Origin of the sequence: Fretibacterium fastidiosum (assembly GCF_964642095.1) — a bacterium.
Lineage (GTDB): Bacteria > Synergistota > Synergistia > Synergistales > Aminobacteriaceae > Fretibacterium > Fretibacterium fastidiosum.
Genome location: NZ_OZ209244.1, coordinates 2,706,096 through 2,722,454, shown reverse-complemented (window position 1 = coordinate 2,722,454; position 16,359 = coordinate 2,706,096). Strand labels below are relative to the sequence as shown.

17 protein-coding genes and 1 other RNA gene are annotated in these 16,359 nt (G+C 63.1%); 16 read left to right on the top strand and 2 right to left on the bottom strand.

Annotated elements, in window-relative coordinates:
• Positions 1 to 81 precede the first annotated feature (81 nt).
• The 14 genes from ACK28C_RS12170 (at position 82) to rsfS (ending at position 11,525) form a co-directional block, all read left to right on the top strand.
• Positions 82 to 342, top strand: a complete 261-nt coding sequence (locus ACK28C_RS12170) for a hypothetical protein (protein ID WP_208872441.1) — start codon at positions 82 to 84, stop codon at positions 340 to 342.
• On the top strand, positions 317 to 1,144 hold the full coding sequence (locus tag ACK28C_RS12165) for a hypothetical protein (protein WP_015555779.1): 828 nt from the start codon (positions 317 to 319) through the stop codon (positions 1,142 to 1,144). Before ACK28C_RS12170 ends, ACK28C_RS12165 begins: the two co-directional genes overlap by 26 nt.
• Before the next feature lie 32 nt (positions 1,145 to 1,176).
• Positions 1,177 to 2,094: a hypothetical protein gene (locus tag ACK28C_RS12160; protein ID WP_208872440.1), complete on the top strand. Its 918-nt coding sequence runs from the start codon at positions 1,177 to 1,179 to the stop codon at positions 2,092 to 2,094.
• A 178-nt stretch (positions 2,095 to 2,272) separates the two neighbouring features.
• On the top strand, positions 2,273 to 2,533 hold the full coding sequence (locus ACK28C_RS12155) for a hypothetical protein (RefSeq protein WP_409152250.1): 261 nt from the start codon (positions 2,273 to 2,275) through the stop codon (positions 2,531 to 2,533).
• 71 nt (positions 2,534 to 2,604) lie between these two features.
• Positions 2,605 to 3,567: an NAD-dependent epimerase/dehydratase family protein gene (locus ACK28C_RS12150; RefSeq protein ID WP_015555778.1), complete on the top strand. Its 963-nt coding sequence runs from the start codon at positions 2,605 to 2,607 to the stop codon at positions 3,565 to 3,567.
• 84 nt (positions 3,568 to 3,651) lie between these two features.
• Entirely contained in the window at positions 3,652 to 4,872 is a 1,221-nt protein-coding gene (locus tag ACK28C_RS12145) for an aminotransferase class I/II-fold pyridoxal phosphate-dependent enzyme (protein WP_208873922.1), read from the top strand.
• A gap of 63 nt (positions 4,873 to 4,935) precedes the next feature.
• Positions 4,936 to 6,150, top strand: coding sequence for a dicarboxylate/amino acid:cation symporter (locus tag ACK28C_RS12140; RefSeq protein WP_015555776.1), 1,215 nt, complete (start codon positions 4,936 to 4,938; stop codon positions 6,148 to 6,150).
• A 427-nt stretch (positions 6,151 to 6,577) separates the two neighbouring features.
• The gene (gene rplU, locus ACK28C_RS12135) at positions 6,578 to 6,889 is read left to right on the top strand and encodes a 50S ribosomal protein L21 (protein ID WP_015555775.1); all 312 of its coding nucleotides are present in this window, start codon (positions 6,578 to 6,580) and stop codon (positions 6,887 to 6,889) included.
• 7 nt (positions 6,890 to 6,896) lie between these two features.
• Positions 6,897 to 7,223 carry a ribosomal-processing cysteine protease Prp gene (locus ACK28C_RS12130; RefSeq protein ID WP_208872438.1) on the top strand — a complete coding sequence of 109 codons (327 nt, stop codon included), beginning with the start codon at positions 6,897 to 6,899 and terminating at the stop codon, positions 7,221 to 7,223.
• Entirely contained in the window at positions 7,220 to 7,507 is a 288-nt protein-coding gene (gene rpmA / locus ACK28C_RS12125) for a 50S ribosomal protein L27 (protein WP_015555774.1), read from the top strand. The genes ACK28C_RS12130 and rpmA overlap by 4 nt, the downstream gene beginning before the upstream one ends.
• 175 nt (positions 7,508 to 7,682) lie before the next feature.
• A complete protein-coding gene (gene obgE / locus ACK28C_RS12120) occupies positions 7,683 to 8,981 on the top strand; it encodes a GTPase ObgE (RefSeq protein ID WP_341524201.1) in 1,299 nt (432 codons plus the stop codon).
• A gap of 56 nt (positions 8,982 to 9,037) precedes the next feature.
• On the top strand, positions 9,038 to 9,634 hold the full coding sequence (gene nadD / locus ACK28C_RS12115) for a nicotinate-nucleotide adenylyltransferase (protein WP_243440531.1): 597 nt from the start codon (positions 9,038 to 9,040) through the stop codon (positions 9,632 to 9,634).
• 81 nt (positions 9,635 to 9,715) lie between these two features.
• Positions 9,716 to 11,080 (top strand): LCP family protein, encoded by a 1,365-nt coding sequence (locus ACK28C_RS12110; protein ID WP_208872436.1) that lies wholly within the window; start codon positions 9,716 to 9,718, stop codon positions 11,078 to 11,080.
• Between the two features lie 52 nt (positions 11,081 to 11,132).
• Positions 11,133 to 11,525: a ribosome silencing factor gene (gene rsfS, locus ACK28C_RS12105; protein ID WP_243440530.1), complete on the top strand. Its 393-nt coding sequence runs from the start codon at positions 11,133 to 11,135 to the stop codon at positions 11,523 to 11,525.
• A 268-nt stretch (positions 11,526 to 11,793) separates the two neighbouring features.
• Here the strand turns inward: rsfS and ACK28C_RS12100 are convergent, their stop codons facing one another.
• Positions 11,794 to 12,591 (bottom strand): TIGR00282 family metallophosphoesterase, encoded by a 798-nt coding sequence (locus ACK28C_RS12100; RefSeq protein WP_015555772.1) that lies wholly within the window; start codon positions 12,589 to 12,591, stop codon positions 11,794 to 11,796.
• Positions 12,591 to 14,120, bottom strand: a complete 1,530-nt coding sequence (gene rny / locus ACK28C_RS12095; RefSeq protein ID WP_015555771.1) for a ribonuclease Y — start codon at positions 14,118 to 14,120, stop codon at positions 12,591 to 12,593. The genes ACK28C_RS12100 and rny overlap by 1 nt, the downstream gene beginning before the upstream one ends.
• A gap of 268 nt (positions 14,121 to 14,388) precedes the next feature.
• Here rny and rnpB point away from each other — a divergent pair.
• Both rnpB and ACK28C_RS12085 read left to right on the top strand, forming a co-directional pair.
• An RNA gene (rnpB, locus tag ACK28C_RS12090) (RNase P RNA component class A) lies at positions 14,389 to 14,724 on the top strand.
• Positions 14,725 to 14,776: 52 nt separating this feature from the next.
• On the top strand, positions 14,777 to 16,351 hold the full coding sequence (locus tag ACK28C_RS12085; protein WP_243440691.1) for a DEAD/DEAH box helicase: 1,575 nt from the start codon (positions 14,777 to 14,779) through the stop codon (positions 16,349 to 16,351).
• Positions 16,352 to 16,359: the final 8 nt, after the last annotated feature.

Below are 16,359 nucleotides of genomic sequence, written 5' to 3'. Positions count from 1 at the left end.
CGTCCGATCATTTGACGTGCCGTACAACCGTTGACCGTGGATGACGGCGGCGGAAAACCCGTGTTCTCAGGCAGTGATACGATGTCACTCGGAAGGGGGAGGAGCTTTATATTTCAATCTACAATGCCAGAAGCTCGGCGTAAGGAAATTGGAAGACAGGTTGCAGATGCCTTTAAAGCTGGAAACAAAGAACTAGCCATAAAACTTGCAAAGCAAATTCCTTTATCGTTGCCCATGGCTCGTGTTCTCAAGACAGATTGGGGTGTTGAACGGTTAAAAAAATCTGGACACAATTTGGATGATGTGGTAGCAGCCTATGGAAAAGAATGGCTTGAAGCCTGATATAACGAGTCGAGAGAATCTTTTTCTTGACTTAACGAAAGCATTTGAATCCGTTGCTTCATCAGAGGATCGGAGCGGCTACAACGCAGCGTTGAAGGAACTTTCGTCTGTTCTGTTGGAGGCGTCACAGGACGGGAACGCCCTCCATGCCCTCAAGCTGGAGCGCCAGTGTATCGCAGTCGAGCAGTACCTGAAGGAGACGGATTCCGATATCCTGGACAAGCAGCTTTCGCGGAGCGGAGAAGCGGAGCTGTCCTTGAAGCTCGTTCAGGACCCGAAAACCTACCGAGAACACGTCGAGAGCATCTTCCCCAACGGAATCCGAGGCATTCCACGGGGCGATGGCATGTATACCTTCGTCAGCGGCCAAATATCCTATCTGGGCGTTGGGAAGCGGTACTTTCCGGCACAGGAGGATGCCCGAACGGAATACTATGCCGCCCGCCAGGCGAATCTGAGAGCAGGCCTCGAACACTTTCAAGAGCTCCAGCGCGAGGCGCTTTTCCCGGAAGCGGTAAAGCTGGAGAAGGAAATCCAGGAACTCAACCTCATCGAGGCGCCAAAGATTTTTGTCGAACCGCGCGAGGATGGCCAGACATACAAAGGTGAGATCATCCACGTGAACGAGGAGCAAGGCTACTGCCTCCAGAGGATCGGCAGCGGCCTGTACGTCCACAGACTGGACAGGCTGGATGTTTCCCCGGAGCGTGGCCAGAACCTGAAGATCGCTTATGCCAGGGACGGCAGCACGGCGCGTGTCGAGCCTCTGGTACAAAAGAACAAAAAAACGCTGCGCAGATAGCCTGTGTGGCAAGATGGAAAGGGGCGGTTTTCGTGAAGAAGCTGCAAATGGGAAACGTGGTTGTTGTTGTCCTGGTGCTGGGAATTCTGGCTGCCGGAGTGTATTCCCTGGTAGGCAGCGGCGGCTCGTCCATCAACACGCCGGCCATTGCCTCGATGACGCCGGAGGAGCTCGCTGCGGAGAATGAGATGCTGACGAAGCAGGCTCATGATGCTTCGATGGAGTTGCAGATGATAGCCGTTAGAGGCTCGAAGTCTGCGAACACCTGGATTGAAAAATACTGCAAAGACAGAAAGGATGCTCCGCTGCCGGAAGACCCGGCCGCAGCTAACGTTGAGCTGAAAGCCCGTGTACGCGAGGCCCGCACGGTCTTTGAGGAACTTCAGGCAGAGCAGGGGAAAGAAATGCACTGGCTGACACAGTATTACGCTGAGGAGAACGAACAGACGCTTGAGAAACTCGGTATCCAGAGCCACAAGAAGACGTTCGGCAAATTTTCTACCTCTGAGGAACTGAACAACATACTCGGTCCTATCAAAAACGTTAAATTGGCCCTCAATGGCCTGATGGGGATGGGCTATCTTGATGACCACAGGAAGGAAATTGAATCGAACAAGGATTTTGACCTGGGGACCGTCCTGGATACACCGGAACACATGGAAAAAATTTTGCGTCCCTACATTGAAAAGCTGTATGAGTTGGGTATTCCTAAGACCGCTGTCGATTTTTCCAGTGGTCGTTGGTCATTTCACGGGAACAGCAAAAAGTGCTGGATTGGGTACAGCCTTGAAGGTGTGCCTGAAGACGTGCGCAAGGAGATGGCTCAAAACGTCGATGTGGAACACGACGGATACAGGAGCATAGCCCCTGAAGAGAGGTATGACGGCGGAGACATCCTGTACTTGAGCGTCCGTGCTAAGGGCGAAACTTTCACTCCCGGCTTTAAGTAAATTCTATTCTTTCAACAGAGAGCATCGTAACATTACGGCTAAGAAAACGAACAGACGCTTAATTAAAGAGGCGTAAGACGATGCAATCAAATTCCATTCTATAATGCGGCGAAGTGCAGCATCGATTCTTCTTGTCGGGGCGGCGCTTGCCGCCCTGTTCTGTTTCGGCCGACTGGTTATGAACACGACGTACTCCGTTCCAGTTGGCTTGTGGTGGCGTGTGGATGAAACATTGCAACGCGGCGATACCGTCCGCGTTCCTATCGCAGATTTCAAATCCACAGATTGGATGCCTAAGGCGAAGCCGCTCTCATACTTCATAGCTCATCCAGACTTGCTCAGCCCTCTGAACCTTTTTTGTCATAATGAGAAGATAGGAGAGGCATTCAGAGCATTGAGCGAGGCTGTATGGGGTGTCCTTTTAGAATATAAAATATAGCAACTTAAAACGTCCTCTCGTTGTCCTATACTGAGATCAGGAATCCAATCCTGTATGGAGGTGTCTTCACAATGAAGAGGATCATGGTATCGGGGTGCCTTGGACAGATCGGGACGGAGCTCGTAACGCGGCTGCGCCGGGACTACGGCGCGGCGAACGTCCTTGCCACCGACGTCCGGGAGGATGCGGCGCACGCCCTTCCGGAGGGCCCCTTCGAGATCCTGGACGTCCGAGAGGCGGAGCGGTACGCGGAGTGCGTGTCGAAGTTCAAGCCGGACACGATCTACCACCTGGCCGGGATCCTGTCGGCCAACGCGGAGAAGAAGCCTCAGCTTGCCTGGCAGATCAACATCCAGGGGCTGTGCAACGCCCTCGAGATGGGCCGCGAGAAGGGCTGTGCGGTCTTCTTCCCCAGCTCCATCGCCGCCTTTGGCCCTGAAACACCCCACGACAAGACCCCGCAGGACACGATTCAGCGTCCCAACACCATCTACGGCATCACCAAGGTGGCCGGAGAGCTCCTGGCCGAGTACTACCACAAGAAATGGGGCGTCGACACCAGGGGGGTGCGGTTCCCCGGCCTCATCTCCTACAAGACGCTGCCGGGCGGGGGGACGACGGACTACGCAGTGGACATCTACTATCAGGCCGTGCAGGCGGCGCGCTACACCAGCTACATCGCGGCGGGAACCTACATGGACATGATGTACATTCCGGACGCCATCGACGGCATGGTGCAGGTCATGGAGGCGGACCCGGCACGACTGGTCCACCGCTGCTGCTTCAACATCACGGCGATGAGCTTTGAGCCGGAGCAGGTGGCGGCGGCGATCCGCGTCCGCATTCCGTCCTTCGTCATGGATTACGACGTCGATCCCGTGCGCCAGGCCATCGCTGACAGCTGGCCCAACTCCATCGACGATTCGGCGGCGCGGGCGGAGTGGGACTGGAACCCGAAGTACGACCTGAACGCCATGACCGACGACATGTTGAAGAACCTGCGCCTCAAGCTGGGCGATGAGGCGAAGTTCTAATCCTGCCTGGGCGGCATCGTCCCCGTTCTAAATTCTAATGTTCATCCCTGTTCATCTTTAAATCAAAGGAGAGCGATGAAGATCATGAAGAAGCTGGAGGCGGCCCTCGCTGCGGAGCTTGAGAGGCTGAAGCAGGAAGGGCGCATGAAGGGGAAGGAGGAGATCATCGTCGAGGTGAAGCGGGCCGCCGGGTCCAGGGGGCCCCGCTACCTGCTCGAGGGGCGCGGCGGCAAGGAGTTCATTCGCATGAACTCCAACTCCTACCTGGGCCTCGCCCTGCGCGAGGACATGATCGCAGCGGACGAGGAGGGCACGCGCCGCTTTGGCGTCGGGCCCGGCGCGGTGCGCTTTATCAGCGGGACGTTCAAGGCGCACCGCGACCTTGAGCACCGTTTGGCGGCCTTCCATGGCCGGGAGGACGCGATGATCTTCAGCGCGGCCTACGTGACCGTGGGCGGGGTCATCACCTCCCTCATCAGCAAGGAGACCTTCGTCGTCAGCGACGAGCTGAACCACAACAGCATCATCAACGCCATCAAACTGGGCCGGCCCCCCTTCCGCGCGGTGTACAAGCACAACGACCTGGGCGACCTGAAGCGCTGCCTCGATGAGGCGAAGGCTGGCACGGCGAAGCGCGTTCTCGTGGTGACGGACGGCATCTTCAGCATGAGGGGTGACCACGCCCCGCTCAAGGAGATCCAGGAGCTGGTCCACAGCTATGACGAGCACTTCGCCGAGGGGGCCTTCCTCGTGGTGGACGACTCCCACGGCGTGGGGGCCTGTGGCCGCACCGGACACGGCACGGAGGAGATGACCGGAGCCAGGGTGGACGTCCTGATCGGGACCCTGGGCAAGGCCTACGGGGTGAACGGCGGCTACGTGACGGCGTCGCGCGCGCTGATCACCTACCTGCGGGAGCACGCGGCCATGTACATCTACTCGAACCCCATCACGGTGGGCGAGGCCTGCGCCACGATGAAGGCCCTCGACATCCTTGAAAGCGACGAGGGCGCAAAGATACTGGAGCACCTGCGCGTCATGACGAAGCGCTTCGAGGACGGGCTCGTCAAGCTGGGGTATGAGACGATCCCCGGCGAGCACCCCGTGACGCCCCTCGTGCTGCACGACACAGATCGGACCAGAGCCATGGTGGCGCACCTGCTGGAGAACGGGGTGTTGGCTACGGGCATGACCTTCCCAGTGGTGCCGCGCGGAGCGGAGGAGATTCGCTTCCAGATCAACGCAGACCACACGGAGGCGGACATCGACGAGGTCCTGGCGGCGATCGGGTCGTTCGGGAAGTAGGCGCAGCGCGCGAACTCTGACGCGCATACACAATATTTAAGGTTTAAGGAGGAATCTTTCGTCATGGGCAACGAGGGACAGAAAAAGTTTCACATCGGGCTTCTTCCGCGGCTGATCATCGCCATCGTTCTGGGGGTCGTCGTGGGAACGATGGCCAGGAGCGCGGAACTGCCGCTCATCATCCAGATCGGCGCGACCTTCAACAGCATCTTCGGCAACTTCCTGGGCTTCTGCATCCCGCTGATCATCATCGGCTTTGTGGTCTCCGGCATCGCGGAGCTGGGCGAGGGCGCGGGGAAGACCCTGGGGCTCACCGTCCTCATCGCCTACGCCTCCACCCTCTTTGCGGGGCTCCTGGCCTATTTCGTGGACGTGTCCGTCTTCCCGTCCTTCCTGAAGGTGGGCTCCATCGTGCTCGAGGACGCTCAAAACGCTGAGGAGACCATGCTGAAGGGGCTCTTCTCGATCGACATGCCGCCCCTGATGGGGGTCATGACGGCGCTCCTCCTCTCCTTCATCTTCGGGATCGGCATCGCCGTCACCCACAGCACGTCGCTGAAGAACGGCTTTTCCGAGGTCCAGCACATCATCGAAAAGCTGGTGGCCGGCGTCCTCATTCCCCTCCTGCCGCTGCACGTGTACGGCATCTTCGCCAACATGACCTATGCCGGCACGGTCATGGACATCATGTCCGTCTTCGTTCGCGTCTTCGCGATCATCATCCTGCTGCACGTGGCGGTCATCCTGATCCAGTACACGATCGCGGGGACCGCGGCGGGCAAGAACCCGATCAAGCTCATCCGTCGTATGCTTCCGGCGTACTTCACGGCCATCGGCACCCAGTCCTCTGCGGCGACGATCCCCGTGACGGTGGCCTGCACCAAGAGCAACGGCGTGAGCGACCGAATCGCGGAGTTCGTCTGTCCTCTCTGCGCCACCATCCACCTCTCCGGATCGACCATCACCCTCACGAGCTGTTCGATCGCCCTCATGATGCTGAACGGCATGGACGTGACGCTGGGCGGACTGTTTCCGTTCATCCTGATGCTGGGCATCACGATGGTGGCCGCGCCGGGCGTCCCCGGCGGAGCCGTGATGGCCGCCCTCGGCATCCTGAGCTCCATGCTGGGCTTCAACGACAGTATGCTCAACCTCATGATCGCGCTCTACATCGCGCAGGACAGCTTCGGGACGGCGTGCAACGTCACCGGCGACGGGGCGATCGCCGTGTTCATGGACGTCATGACGCGCGGAAAGCAGGGGCAGGCAAGCGCCTGAACCGCTGTCCCGACGGGCAAAAACGACGAACTGTACGATCGATTGGGAATTGGAATGATTCCTGGACCAGGGGGGCGGTTCTAGCCGCTCCCCTTTCTTCATTTCGCCTCCCCTTCGGGGAGCCTTCCGGCTGCCGTTCGCTGCTGCTCACGGGCCGTCAGTCTCGCCCCTGCGGGGCCAAAACAACCCCTCAGCCCCTGCGGGGCAGACCCCCTTTCAGGGGGGCCAGAAAAACGCGCTTCTTCATTCCCCACACCGAACGGATGCAGGGTCAGAGTCGGATTAACTTCTGTAACGATGGAGGCGCTTTATTGCTTGACGAAAGCCGCTCTCTTGCGTAAAATCATGAAGTTATCTATCGCATGGAGCAGGCGTGAAGAACCTCGAGGGTGAGGGCCTGCTTTCAGCGGGAGGAGGAAAAATCATCATGTACGCAGTGGTTGAGACGGGCGGGAAACAGTATCGTGTCCAGGAGGGGGACCGCTTTCGCGTGGAGCGCCTCGACGGCGAGGCGGGGAGCGAGGTCGTCTTCGGCAAGGTCCTGATGGTCGGAGGCGACACGGGGGTCCGTTTTGGGACACCTTACGTCGAGGGAGCCAGCGTGAGGGCGGAGGTCCTGGCCCAGGGCCGTGGCAAGAAGGTTTTGGTGTTCAAGTACAAGAGCAAGAAGAACTACCGCCGTATGCAGGGACACCGCCAGTACTTCACCGAGGTCGTCATCCGGGGCATCGACGCCTGAGCCTCCGGTGACGGAGGTAACGCTCTACTGGGCGAAGGGGGCGCTCTGCGGGCTGGAGAGCCGCGGGCACTCCGACTTCGCCGAAAAGGGCGCGGATGTCGTCTGCGCGGCGGTTTCCACGCTGGTCCACGCGCTCCTGCTGGGCCTTTCCGACGTGGCGAAGGCCGAGGGGCTGGAGTGTCGGGTGGATGGAGACGTCCCGCTGATTCGGGTCTTCTGGCCGCAGAGGATCGCCCCCTCGCTGGAACTTCTGACGAGGACGGTGGCGCTCTCGCTGAGGGAGGTCGCGGCTGGAAACGGTGAGTACGTACACATTACGGAGGTGCAGCTATGATCTATAAATTCGACATACAGTTTTTCGCGCACAAGAAGGGGCAGGGCAGCTCCACGAACGGCCGCGACAGCAATCCGAAGTACCGCGGCGTCAAGGTCTATGCGGGGACGGAGGTCACGGCGGGAAGCATCCTGGTCCGCCAGTGCGGCACGCACCTGCATCCCGGAAAGCACGTGGGGCTTGGGCGCGACTTCACCCTCTTCGCTCTGGTCCCCGGCAAGGTGGAGTATGCCGTCAAGGGGGACCGCAGGTACGTCTCCATCGTCCCCGCCCTCGCGAACTGAAGCGGCTGGAGGGGGCCGCTGAAGCGACGCGGCGACGGCGCCCCTTCCCTTTACCCTGCTTGAATTCCGCGCTCGGTGGGCGGATGTTTGTCCCTGGAACCCCTGAGGGCCCCCCTTTTGCGCGGGGCCTTCTTTTTTTCTGTTCTTCTGTCGCGGTGGTGTTGACTTGAAATTTGTGGACGTTGCGAAGATTATGGTGAGGGCCGGACGAGGGGGCAACGGCGCCCTGAGCTTCCGGCGGGAGAAGTTCGTCCCCAAGGGAGGCCCCGACGGGGCGGACGGGGGGACGGGCGGCAGCGTGATCCTGGAGGCCGTGGGCGGCGTCGTCACCCTGGCGGACTTCGAGTACAACCGCCGTTTTCAGGCCGGCCATGCGGGGCACGGCGCAGGGGCCATGAAGACGGGGGCCAATGGCGCGGACCTGAAGGTCCTCGTGCCCTGCGGCACGCTGGTCCGGGACGAGAGCGGGCGCGTCCTGGCGGACCTGGTGGAACCGGGGCAGACCTTCGTGGCGGCGCGGGGCGGCCGTGGGGGAAAGGGCAACGCCCACTTCGCCAACTCCGTGCGCCGCACGCCGCGCTTTGCGGAGAAGGGCGATCCCGGTGAGGAGCGGACGCTGACGCTTGAGCTGAAGCTCATCGCCGACGTGGGGCTCGTCGGGTTCCCCAACGCGGGGAAGTCCAGCATCCTGGCGGCCATCAGCGGGGCGAAGCCGCGCATCGCGGGCTACCCCTTCACGACCCTCTCCCCCAACCTCGGCGTCCTGGCCGTGGACGACCAGCAGATCGTCGTCGCCGACGTGCCCGGCCTGATCGAGGGGGCGCACGAGAACAAGGGTCTGGGGCTTCAGTTCCTGCGCCATATCGAACGCACGCGGGTGCTGCTGCACGTGGTGGACCTCTCCGAGGAGGACGTGCTGAAGAACCTTGAAGTGGTCGAGGCGGAGTTTCGCGCTTACGGCGCGGACCTCGATGGCCGGCCCTGCATCGTGGTGGGCAACAAGACGGACCTGTCCGGCACGGAGGAGAACGCCCGCGTCCTGAAGCGGGAGATGGAGCGTCTGGGCAGGCCCTGCCTCTTGGTGAGCGCGCTGAGGGGCGACGGCATCCCGGAGCTGATCCGCGAGGTCGTCGCACTGGTCCGGGCCCATCCTCGGCCCGTGGGGAGGACGACGCTCGCGGAGGCACCGGAGGTCCAGGACGTTCAGGAGCTCCCGCGCCGCCGCGGCGGCGCGCCGGAGCCCGTGGAGGTCCGACGTCTCTCGGACGGCCGCTTCCGGGTGGATCACGCCAACCTGGAGAGGGCCGTGGGGCGCATCAACTTTGAACACGAGGACGCGATGCTGAAGTTCTCGCGCCTCCTGAAGCGCCTCAGCGTCGAGGAGGCCCTGGAGGCGGCGGGCGCCCATGAAGGTGACCGGGTCCTGATCGGAGACGCCGAGTTCGACTTTCAGCCCGAGAGGATCATGGAGTAGGGAGCGGCCGCCGGGTCCTCCTGCCGGCAGCGCCGTTTCTGGGAGAGGGGATTTTAGTGTCCATAAAGACGGGGATTATGGGGGGGACCTTCGACCCCATACACTACGGTCATCTCCTGCTCGCCGAGGAGTGCCGGAGCCGGTTGAACATCGATCGCATCGTCTTCGTCCCCACGGGCTCTCCGCCCCACAAGCGGAATCGTCGGGTGACGTCGGCGGAGGATCGCTACGCCATGACCCTTCTGGCCACGGCGGGCGTCCTGAATTACTCCGTCTCCAGAACGGAGGTCGATCGGCGCCAGCCGTCGCACACGGTGGATACGCTTCGCGAGTTCATCGCGGGCGGCGTGGCGCCGGAGGACCTGTTCTTCATCACGGGGCTGGACGCGATCCTCGACATCGCGACGTGGGTGGACTACAAGCTGCTCCCGAAGCTCTGCACCCTGGTGACGGCCTGTCGTCCGGGGTACCCCGTGGAGGGGATTGAAGCCCTGCCGCAGGAGGTCCGGGAGAACCTGAAGCTGGTGGAGATCCCGCAATTTGCGATCTCCAGCACGGAGATCCGCGAGCGAGCGCGGGGGGGGCGCAGCATCCGCTTTCTGGTGCCGCACCTGGTCGAGATCTACATCGAGTCCAACGGGCTTTACAAGTAAAGAGGGTTGGGCGGAGAGCTTTGCGTCCTGCCCGGCCGCGCGTTGACGCGCAAAACCGATCGAGTTGGAGGTGTCGCGTCGGTGAGGTTTTTGAAGATTCTTGGGATCGTCCTCCTGATCTTCGCAGCGACCGTGGGCGGAGCGGCTCTGCGCCTGAAGGAGGTCTTTTTCAGCCCCAACGTCCTTTCCCTGTCCAGGTCTGAGGGTGACGTGGCCAGCATGGACAGCGAGGGAAACCTGGTCGTTCCGGCGGGAGAGGCCCCGACGATCGCCTCCGCGAGGGGGACGGTCAACGTCCTGGTGGTGGGGCTGGACAACGTGGACGGCGGGTCCAGGACGGACGCCATCGCGATCGTGATCTTTGACGTGGATAACAAGGCGGTGCGGGTCGCCTCCATTCCGCGGGACTCCCGCGTGTACATTCCGGGGAAGGGCTGGGACAAGATCAACCACGCCTACGTCTACGGCGGCGTCCAACTCGTGCGGGAGACGATCGTCAACCTCACGGGGCTGCCGGTGGACTACTTCGTGAAGGTGAACTACGAGAGCTTTCCGCGGATCGTGGACCTCCTGGGCGGGATCGACATCTACGTCGAGAAGAACCTGTCCTACAACGACTATTCGGGCAAGCTCTTCATCAACATCAAGAAGGGCCAGCAGCACCTGGACGGCATGGCGGCCCTGGGCTACGTGCGCTTCCGGCACGACCCCCTTGGGGATATCGGCAGGGTGCAGCGGCAGCAGAAGTTCATGGACGTCCTGATGTCCAAGCTGAAGACCCCGGCGATCATTCCGAAGATCCCGTCCCTGATCGGCGAGGTGGTGAACGCGGTGGACACGGACCTGAGCCCGGTGGAGGCCCTGCAGCTCCTGCAGTTCGCAACGGCGCTGCCGAAGGAGCGAATCCAGATGTTCATGGCGCCGGGCAAGGCCGGGTACGCCGGTGGCCTCAGCTATTGGATACTGGACAACGCCCGCTTTTCCATGATGCTGGCGGAGCCGCTTCCCTCGGCGGACGAATCCGCCCCCGTCAGCTTCGACGTGGGCAGCGCGGACTTTGCCCCGGCCATCGGCCGGGAGGAGAACGGGCTGGCGGCCGTCAGCGCGGACCGGCTTGCCGAGCTGCGCCTGAGGGTGGGGAGCCTCCGCATCCTGAACGGGGACGGGGAGAGCGGCCTGGGCAAACGGGCTGCGGACATCTTTCAGCGCATCGGGATCGAGGTTCCCTACACGGGCAACGCCAGGCACTACGACTACCACACGACGAACATCATCTACCCGCCGGACGGGGGCGAGGCCGCGCGGGACGCTGCCCTGGCCCTGGCCGAGCTGTGCGGCATCACGAACCAGGGGCTGATTCGGGCGGACCGGCGGGCCGCCTCGCTCACGCTGATCCTGGGGCACGACAAGGAGGACGTCTTCCGCCGCCTCGAGCCGGCGCCCTGACGGGCCGGGCGCGAAAAGGCGGAAGGCGGGGACGAGAGAGAAGGGAGGGGCTGTGTTGGATAAAGAGGCGCTGTCGAACGGCGCGGAGGGATACCGGTGGCTTCTCGATGCGCTGGAGGAAAAGAGCGGCGAGGACGTCGTCCTCATGGACCTGAGCAGCGTTGGAGCGCTGTCGGACGTCTTCGTCCTGGTGACGGGCAACTCGGAGGTCCACATGAAGACGCTGATGGACGCGGCCGAGGAGGCTCTGGAGCGCCACGGGCTCCCCTGCCGCCTGGAGGGCGAGACGAGCTCCAACTGGCGCCTGGTGGACGCTGGCAACGTGGTGGTGCACGTCTTCAGCCGCAAGGGGCGGGATTTCTACAGGCTGGAGCGGCTCTGGGGGGACGCGGAAACCCTGAGCCGCGGGCCGCTGGAGGTGGAGGACGGCTCCAGTGAGCTTTGATATAATACCAAATCGCATCTAATGTGGATTGCCTCCCCTGAAAGGGGAGGTGCCGCCAAGGGCGGCGGAGGGGTTTGCTCTTAGCCTACTCAACACCCCCCAGCCCCCTTCGGGGCAGCCCCCCTTGCAGGGGGGCCTTTCTGCCCTTCTTTTTAGACGCGAGTTGGTATAAGGCGAGGGGGCGCGGGATTATCCGCGCCCCCTCGCCTTCAGGTCGAGCCCGGCCGCGCCCGGAGGGGCGGGGCCTTCGGTCCGGTCGTGGATGGCCCTACGGAAGCTCCACGGCCTTCTGGACGCGGACGATGCTCCGCGCCCTGCCCGTGGACTCGTCGATCTCCACGACCGCGCCGTTGACGGCCGGAAGCTCCGTGCACATCTCGAAGCGCGCGGGCATCCCCGTGAGGAAGCGGGGCATGGCGCTCTCCTTCTTCACGCCCAGGATGCCGCCGTGGCCGCCCGTCATGCCGACGTCGCTGAGGTAGGCGGTCCCTCCGGGGAGGATGCGCTCATCCGCGGTCTGCACGTGGGTGTGGGTCCCCAGGACGGCGGAGACGCGCCCGTCCAGGTAAAAGCCCATGGCCTCCTTCTCGGAGGTCGCCTCCGCGTGGAAGTCCACGAGGATGGGGAGTTCAGGGCCCCCCTGGGCCCGCAGCTCCTCCAGGCAGGCGTCCGCCGCGTAGAAGGGGGAGTCGATGGGCGGCATGAAGACCTGTCCTTCCAGGTTCAGGATGCCGAGCCGGCGTCCGCCGCGCTCCAGGACGCCGCACCCCTGGCCGGGGCAGACCGCCGGGTAGTTGGCCGGGCGAAAGATGCGGGCGTCCGAGCCCAGGACGACGCCGAAGTCGTTCTTGTCCCAGATGTGGTTCCCTGAGGTCATCCCGTCCACGCCCAGGTCCAGGAACTCTTTGAATATCTTCTCCGTCATCCCCTTTCCCGCCGCCGCGTTCTCGCAGTTGACGACGACGAAGTCGAAGCCGCCCCACTCGCGGCGCAGCTCCGGCAGGGCGCAGGCCAGGGCGCGCCGTCCCACGCTCCAGGCGACGTCGCCGAGAAAGAGCACCCGCATCACTTTGCGAACTCCGACGCGCGCGTCTCCCGCGAGACGTTGACCTTGATCTGCCCCGGATACTTCATCTCGGCCTCGATCTTGCGCGCGATGTCGTAGGCCAGCTTGTACACGCTGCCGTCGTCGGTCTTGCCCGCGGTGAGGACGACGCGCACCTCGCGGCCCGCCTGGATGGCGTAGGCCTTGGAGACGCCGTTGAAGCCCATGGCGAGCTCTTCGAGCTTCTCCAGCCTCTTGATGTAGGCGTCCAGGCTCTCGCGGCGCGCGCCGGGCCGTGACGCGCTGATGGCGTCCGCGAGGGCGACCACCACCTCGTAGACGGAGCTGACCTCGAGGGTGTCGTGGTGGGAGGCGATGGCGCTGACCACCTCCGGCCTCTCGCCGAAGCGCTGTGCCAGGTCCGCCCCGATGGCGGCGTGGGGGCCCTCCACCTGATGGTCGACGGCCTTGCCCAGGTCGTGCAGCAGGCCCGAACGGCGGGCCAGCTCCTCGTCGAGGTCCAGCTCTGCGGCGATGGCACCCGCGATCTGCGCCACCTCGAGGCTGTGGGACAGGGCGTTCTGGCCGTAGCTGAAGCGGAACTTCAGCTGGCCCAGGGTGCGCACCAACTCGGAGTGGATGTTCTTGATCCCCATCTCCAGGACGGCGGACTCCCCCTCGCTGATGATCTCGTCCTCCACGTCGTGTGTGGCCTTGTCGATCAACTCCTCGATGCGCGCGGGGTGGATGCGGCCGTCCACCACGAGCCGCTCCATGGCGCGGCGGGCGACCTCGCGGCGGACGGGGTCGAAGCTGCTGAGGGTCACGGCCTCCGGCGTGTCGTCGATGATGAGGTCCACTCCCGTCAGCATCTCGAAGGCGCGGATGTTGCGGCCCTCGCGGCCGATGATGCGCCCCTTCATCTCCTCCGAGGGGAGGGGGACGACGCTGACCGTCGCCTCGCCCGCGCTCTCCACGGCGCAGCGCTGCATGGCCGCGACGACGATGTCGCGGGCCCTGCGGTCCGCCTCGCGATGGGCCCGCTCCTCCAGCTCCTTCAGGCGAAGCCCGATGAGGTACTGGGCGTCCTCCTCCGTCTTGCGGAGCAGGATTTCCTGGGCCTCCTCCTTCGTCATCTGCGCGATCTCCTCCAGCTTGTCGCCCTGCTGTCGGATCAGCGCCTCGAGGTCCGCGCCGCGCTTCTCGATCGCCTCCTGCTTCAGCCTCAGCTCGTCCTCCTTGTGGGAGACCCGGTCGAGTTTTCGTTCCAGGTTCTCCTCCCGCTGCTCCAGCTTGCGCTCGACCCTCTGGAGCTCGGCCCTCCGCTCCTTGGCGTCGCGGTTGGCCTCCTGCCTCAGCCTTGAAACCTCGTCCCTGGCCTCGGTGAGCCGATCCTGCTTGAGGCGCTCGGCCGCGTCGGTGGCCTCCTGCAACATGAGGAGGGTCTGGTTCTTCACCCCGGTGAGGCGCGTGTTGTCCCATGCCTGAAGTATCAGGTATCCGACGCCCACGCCGGCCGCAAAAATCAATGCTGCGATGATCAGTTGCATGTCCTTGTATCGCTCCTTACTGTAACGACCCCTCCGCAAGCAGCGAAAGAGGGGGCAGAATGATGGTATCGTGCGTTGACTCCGGAAGAACTTCAGATCGGAATGAGATCAGAAAGAACTTCAGACACACAACTTAAATTTTACCTTTCAATCAGAGGATTAACAAGCGAAAAAGCCTCTTTTTCCGCACCTTTTCCGCGCTGCGGGGCCGGCTTTTTTGATGGGGAGACGCCGGGCCGATACCGGCCTCATCGTGATACAATTAAAAAGAGCAGCTCGGACGGCCGCCGCGCCAGGTGCGCGGAGGAAAGTCCGGGCTCCGCAGGGCAGGGTGCCGGATAACGTCCGGTCGGCGCGAGCCGGAGGAAAGTGCCACAGAAAACAGACAGCCCCCAGACGGGAGCAATGGTGAAAAGGCGGGGCAAGAGCCCGCCGGATGCGGTGTGAGCCGTATGCCTGGCAAACCCCACCCGGAGCAAGATCGAATAGGGGGGGATGAAGCGGCCCGCCGACCCCCGGGTACGATCGCTCGAGGCGCTCCGCAAGGAGACGTCCAGATAAATGGCCGTCGTATACAGAACCCGGCTTATGAGCTGCTCGCTATTTTTCCCTGCACGGGGCGCAGGGTGTCATTGGAGCTGGCGCCTTTGGAGAAAGTGACGTTTTACGACTGGCAGAAGAACGCATACCGCAGCATTGCGGGACAGAGCGCCGTCCTCTCGGCGCCGACGGGATCGGGCAAGACGCTGGTGGCCTACCTCTGGGCCGGGATACTGGACGAGGAGGGAGTCGTCCGGGAGCCCGACGCCGCCCGCGTCATCTTCACGGCCCCCATCAAGGCCCTGAGCAACGAGCGCTACATGGACCTGCGGCGCATGGGGCTGGACGTGGGCATCGAGACGGGGGACTTCAAGCGCAACGAGGACGCGCGCGTCATCTGCTGCACGCAGGAGATCTACACGATGAAGTACGCCTCGACGCCCGGCCAGCGGCTCGTGATCGACGAGTTCCACTACATATTCAACGATCCGGATCGCGCGCGGACCTACATCGACGGGATACGGGAGACTCACCCGGACACGCCCGTCCTGGTGATGTCGGCCACCCTGGGGGGCGTCAAGAACGTGGGGGCCTACCTCTCGCGGATCAGCTCGCGCAACTTTATCATCCACGAGAGCCACAAGCGCACGACGCAGCTGATCTTCACGCCGAAGAAGCCCGCCAGACGAAGCGGCGTCCACGACGCGCTGATCTTCCTCTTCTCCCAGCGAGGGGCCCTTCAGATGGCGGAGGACGTCGCGGAGCTTCGGCCGCACCACTTGCTGTCCCGCGAGGCGCGGGAGCGCCTCAAAGAGCTGGCGGCCATCCTGGAGGTCCAGCGCATCGCCCCGCCCCTTCTCCGCGGCGTGGGGATCTACCACGGGGGGATGTTCCCGAAGGAGAAACTCTTGGTGGAGTCCGCCTTCCGCGAGCGGATCCTGGACGTGGTCTGCGGGACGAACGCGCTGGCACTTGGGGTGAACCTGCCCGCGCAGTACGTCATCTTTGCGCAGCTGGTGCAGTACCACCACCGGGATCCCATCTCCAAAAACGAGTTCCTGCAGATGGCCGGACGGGCGGGACGCAAGGGGCTGTTCGATCCGGGGTACGTGACGTGGCTGAAGAACTCCCCCTACGAGCGGCGCGGCGTGGACACGGGCACGGTCTTTCAAGCCCTCGTGAACGCGCCCTCCGAGCCCGCCCTGGTCCAGCTGAGGCCCTCCTATGGGCGCCTCCTGAGAAAGCAGGTCCTGCTGGAGGTGGAGGCGGAGTACATCGCGGGCAACTCCCTGCCCGCCCAGGACGCGAGGAGGACGGTGGACGCGCTGCGGCGCGGCATGAACCGCATCGACTGGGTGATCCGCCAGCAGGTGCGCGGCGCGGACCGCGCGCGCTTTCAGGCGATCCTGGCCGACATCTGGTACGACGAGATGGAGGTCGACGAGAACCTGGAGATGGCGATGATGTTTTTGGAGGAGCCCAGCCCAAGCGCCCTGATGGCCGCCCAGATGATCATGCCCTATGAGCGCAACTACCTTCAATCCCTGCTCAAGATCAAGCGCTTTTCGAACCAGCTCCCGCGGGGACGGCGCTTCCGCGGCCTCGATGAGCTGAACGACACCGTGGACGAGATCGACCCGACGATCTACGGCTTCGAGGAAAAGCTGGGCGAGATCGAGACGAGCCGATAGCGCTTTTT